A 3,388-nucleotide genomic window follows, 5' to 3' on the forward strand; every position below is an offset into this window, starting at 1 on the left:
CTTTCCCAACTACAACTTTCTGTAGCATAATTAGCTATTTCATTCGTTTTTTTAAGAAATCATCGAAATTCTGTTTCTTTATGATTTTTTAAAAGTGCGTATTATGAAATTGATTCTACTACATAATAAAAAAATATATTTTTAAGGAGAACAAGATGAAAATAGAACGTATGTTAACCATTATTGTGATGTTACTTAATAGAAATCGTGTAACAGCAAATGAATTGGCTGAGAAATTTGAAGTGTCGGTCCGGACTATTTACCGAGATATTGAAACAATCAATCTAGCTGGCATTCCCATCATTTCCCATTCCGGAAACAATGGTGGATTCAGCATTTATGAGAGTTATAAATTAAATCATCAAGTACTAACTCTTAATAACCTGTCCTCCCTTCTTTCTGTTCTCAAGGATATTAATTTCACAGTTGACGACATTGAGTTAGAATCATCCATAGAAAAACTACAAAATATCATTCCTAAAAACAAGGTAGATTATCTAAAGCTGCATATGGAACAAATCATCATTGATTTACATCCTTATGGAGACTCTCCAAATCAAAAAGCATTAGTTAAGACGCTAAGGAAAGCTATTACACAGACTAATTTACTGACTATTGACTACAGAAATTATGATAATATCGTCAGCAAAAGACAAGTTGAGCCTATGTCGCTCATATTTAAAAATTATACTTGGTATTTATTTGCTTATTGTCTTTTAAAAGAAGACTTCAGAATATTTAGAGTTTCCCGTATAAGTGATTTTCACATTGAAAATCAATCATTTGAACGTCGAGAAAAATCCTATCACGAGATTATGGCATTATTAAATGAACAAACAGCAATGACAACAATTGTCTTAAAAGTTTCCCCTCAAATGAAGTCTCGTGTGAAGGATGTTTTTAATAAAGAAGATATTGCGGTGTTAGAAACAGGTGAACTTCTTGTTACAGCTACATTCCCCGAAAAAGAATGGTTGTTCTCTCTCATATTTAGTTTTGGAGAGCATATAGAGGTCTTAGCTCCAAAAGAAATGCGCAAAAAAATTGCTTCCAAACTCAGATTGATGGCTGACAAATATCATTAAGTGAGTTTCTCAAAGCTGACAGACCGTTGTCAAACGTCCATGATAATATTGTCATTGTAAGATACTTTTATTTTAATTAGGAGGATGTTAAATGACAAACAATTATGAATTTCCAACACCAACACTTATCTCAGGTAACGGTGTGGAGCTAGAGGTTTTTGAAGCTGGACAAAAAAATGGGGGGCAACCTATCGTTCTCTGCCACGGATGGCCAGAGCATGCCTTTTCTTGGAGACATCAAGTGACTCCTCTTGTAGAAGCAGGTTATCACGTTATTATTCCTAATCAACGAGGGTATGGAGAGTCTTCTTGTCCAAAAGAAGTCACAAAATATGATATTGAACATTTAACGGGTGATCTTGTTGCTCTTTTGGATCACTACCAATACAAAGATGCCATTTTTATGGGCCATGATTGGGGCGCAAGTGTTGTTTGGAGTATGGCTTTGCTGCATCCAGAACGTGTTAATAAAATGATTAACTTATGCTTGCCCTACCAAGTTCGAGGAGAGAGACCTTGGATTGATTTTATGGAAGAAGCTTTTGGCGATGATTACTATTTTGTTCACTTTAACAAACAACCAGGTGTTGCAGATGCTGTATTAGACGAAAATGCAGCCCAATTTCTTCGTAACTTATATCGAAAGAATGTTCCATCACAAGGCTCTGTTGAAGGAATGGAAATGATTAATCTAGCTAAAGCAACCCAGCCGTTAGGTGAACCTGTTATGAGCGATGATGATCTTTCTGTTTATATCACAGCCTTCAATAAGACAGGTTTCACTCCAAGCATCAATTGGTACAGAAATTTAAATCGTAATTGGCATTTATTAGGTGACGTATCTCCTATTCTTCATCAGCCAACATTGATGATTTATGGTGAGAATGATATTATTCCGCCGCTTCCAAATATAAAAGATTTTGTACCTAATATAGACATTAAGAGTTTAAACACTGGTCATTGGATTCAAGAAGAAAGACCTGAAGAGCTTAATCAAATGATTTTAGAATGGCTGGAAAAATGAGTGAAGTGCTATTTTTTAGTAATCAAACAGAATTTATTGATTGGTTGGATATTCATCACCAAACAGCTAGTGAAATTTGGGTAGTTTTTTTTAAGAAAAAGACCAATAAAGCAAGTCTCACTTGGTCCGAATCAGTAGATTGTGCACTGTCATTTGGTTGGATTGATGGGATACGAAAAACAGTTGATGAAGATTGCTATAAAATTCGCTTTACTCCACGTAAGCCTAATAGCCTCTGGAGTAAAGTTAATGTGCAAAGGTGCATAAACTGATAGAACACAATCAAATGAGGCCTGAGGGATTGACTGTTTTCAATCAAAGAAATGATCAAACAGGTTATGCTTCCGTTCATAGGAACGTTACTTTAACGAAAGAATATGAGGATGAAATTAGAAAACATCCAAGTTCTTGGGAATTTTTTAATCAGCTTCCACCTTCGTACAGAAGAGATTCTATTTGGTGGGTAATGAGTGCTAAAAAAGAAGAAACTCGGCTAAGAAGATTGAATCGATTAATTGTTTCATGGGACAAGGGAGAAATGTTAAGACCCTAGATTTTCATTTTGCTTCATTGTCGCAAAGAGAGTATGTAAGGGGTTATGCATTTCGCTAATCAATCAAAAAAAAGAAACGCCGTTAAATGTCAAGCCCGTTAGAATAGACACTGAATAAAATCCTTAAAAGGCATGAACCCTAAATTCTAACAGAAAGCATGTCTTTTAGTTTCCTTTGAGGCATATCTGTATTGTACTTAATTTGACAATTCTATTGAATAAAACAAACAAAGAAGAATAACAGATGAATGTAAAGAACCTAACTAAGGAAAACAAAGATTATACGATCGGATTAAGACATCATTTTCACCAGTACCTTGGAACTAGATTAGTCGCAATGTTACAAGACAATAAAGACCATCCAATAATTGGGTTAAGAACGGACATTGATGCACTACCAGTCAAAGTAGACACTGGATTACCTTTTGCCTCGAAATATAAGAAAAAGTCATTGCAGGTATTGCAAGAATGGCAAAGAAAAATCAAGTTCCTGCCATTGCTGTTGTTGATGAAAATATAGAATCACTTTATGATAATGGTTTAAGTGGTATTTTCAGTATTAATAGAGGTGCAAAAGATTTTCAAATTACTAAGAAAAATAGCAAAGTCGATTTAATTCTAACAATCGAATCAATTTCATATCTCTGAGCCCTTGGGGCTCTAAGTTTAAAACGACAAAAAAATAGGGTACCTCCCCAAATCCTGTATAATGAGAGTTACGACACA

General features: G+C 34.7%; 5 protein-coding genes. All 5 read left to right on the forward strand.

Going from position 1 to position 3,388, the window contains the following annotated elements; translation table 11 throughout:
* Positions 1-155 precede the first annotated feature (155 nt).
* A complete protein-coding gene (locus FU659_RS34630) occupies positions 156-1,085 on the forward strand; it encodes a helix-turn-helix transcriptional regulator (RefSeq protein ID WP_147951688.1) in 930 nt (309 codons plus the stop codon).
* Positions 1,086-1,176: 91 nt separating this feature from the next.
* Positions 1,177-2,109, forward strand: a complete 933-nt coding sequence (locus tag FU659_RS34635) for an alpha/beta fold hydrolase (RefSeq protein WP_147951689.1) — start codon at positions 1,177-1,179, stop codon at positions 2,107-2,109.
* Positions 2,094-2,381: a YdeI/OmpD-associated family protein gene (locus FU659_RS38145; protein WP_261808249.1), complete on the forward strand. Its 288-nt coding sequence runs from the start codon at positions 2,094-2,096 to the stop codon at positions 2,379-2,381. The genes FU659_RS34635 and FU659_RS38145 overlap by 16 nt, the downstream gene beginning before the upstream one ends.
* Positions 2,382-2,410: 29 nt before the next feature.
* A complete protein-coding gene (locus FU659_RS38150; RefSeq protein ID WP_261808250.1) occupies positions 2,411-2,662 on the forward strand; it encodes a YdeI/OmpD-associated family protein in 252 nt (83 codons plus the stop codon).
* A 450-nt stretch (positions 2,663-3,112) separates the two neighbouring features.
* Positions 3,113-3,310 (forward strand): hypothetical protein, encoded by a 198-nt coding sequence (locus tag FU659_RS34645; protein ID WP_315971409.1) that lies wholly within the window; start codon positions 3,113-3,115, stop codon positions 3,308-3,310.
* The last annotated feature ends 78 nt before the right edge of the window (positions 3,311-3,388 follow it).

It is taken from the genome of Paenibacillus sp. N3.4 (assembly GCF_008017805.1).
In the GTDB taxonomy this organism is placed as follows: Bacteria; Bacillota; Bacilli; order Paenibacillales; family NBRC-103111; genus Paenibacillus_E.

What these genes read in the sequence shown, in the direction of transcription:
- FU659_RS34635 (WP_147951689.1), top strand. Translation starts at nt 1,177, where the DNA reads ATGACAAACAATTATGAATTTCCAACACCAACACTTATCTCAGGTAAC.
- FU659_RS34630 (WP_147951688.1), top strand. Translation starts at nt 156, where the DNA reads ATGAAAATAGAACGTATGTTAACCATTATTGTGATGTTACTTAATAGA.
- FU659_RS38145 (WP_261808249.1), top strand. Translation starts at nt 2,094, where the DNA reads ATGGCTGGAAAAATGAGTGAAGTGCTATTTTTTAGTAATCAAACAGAA.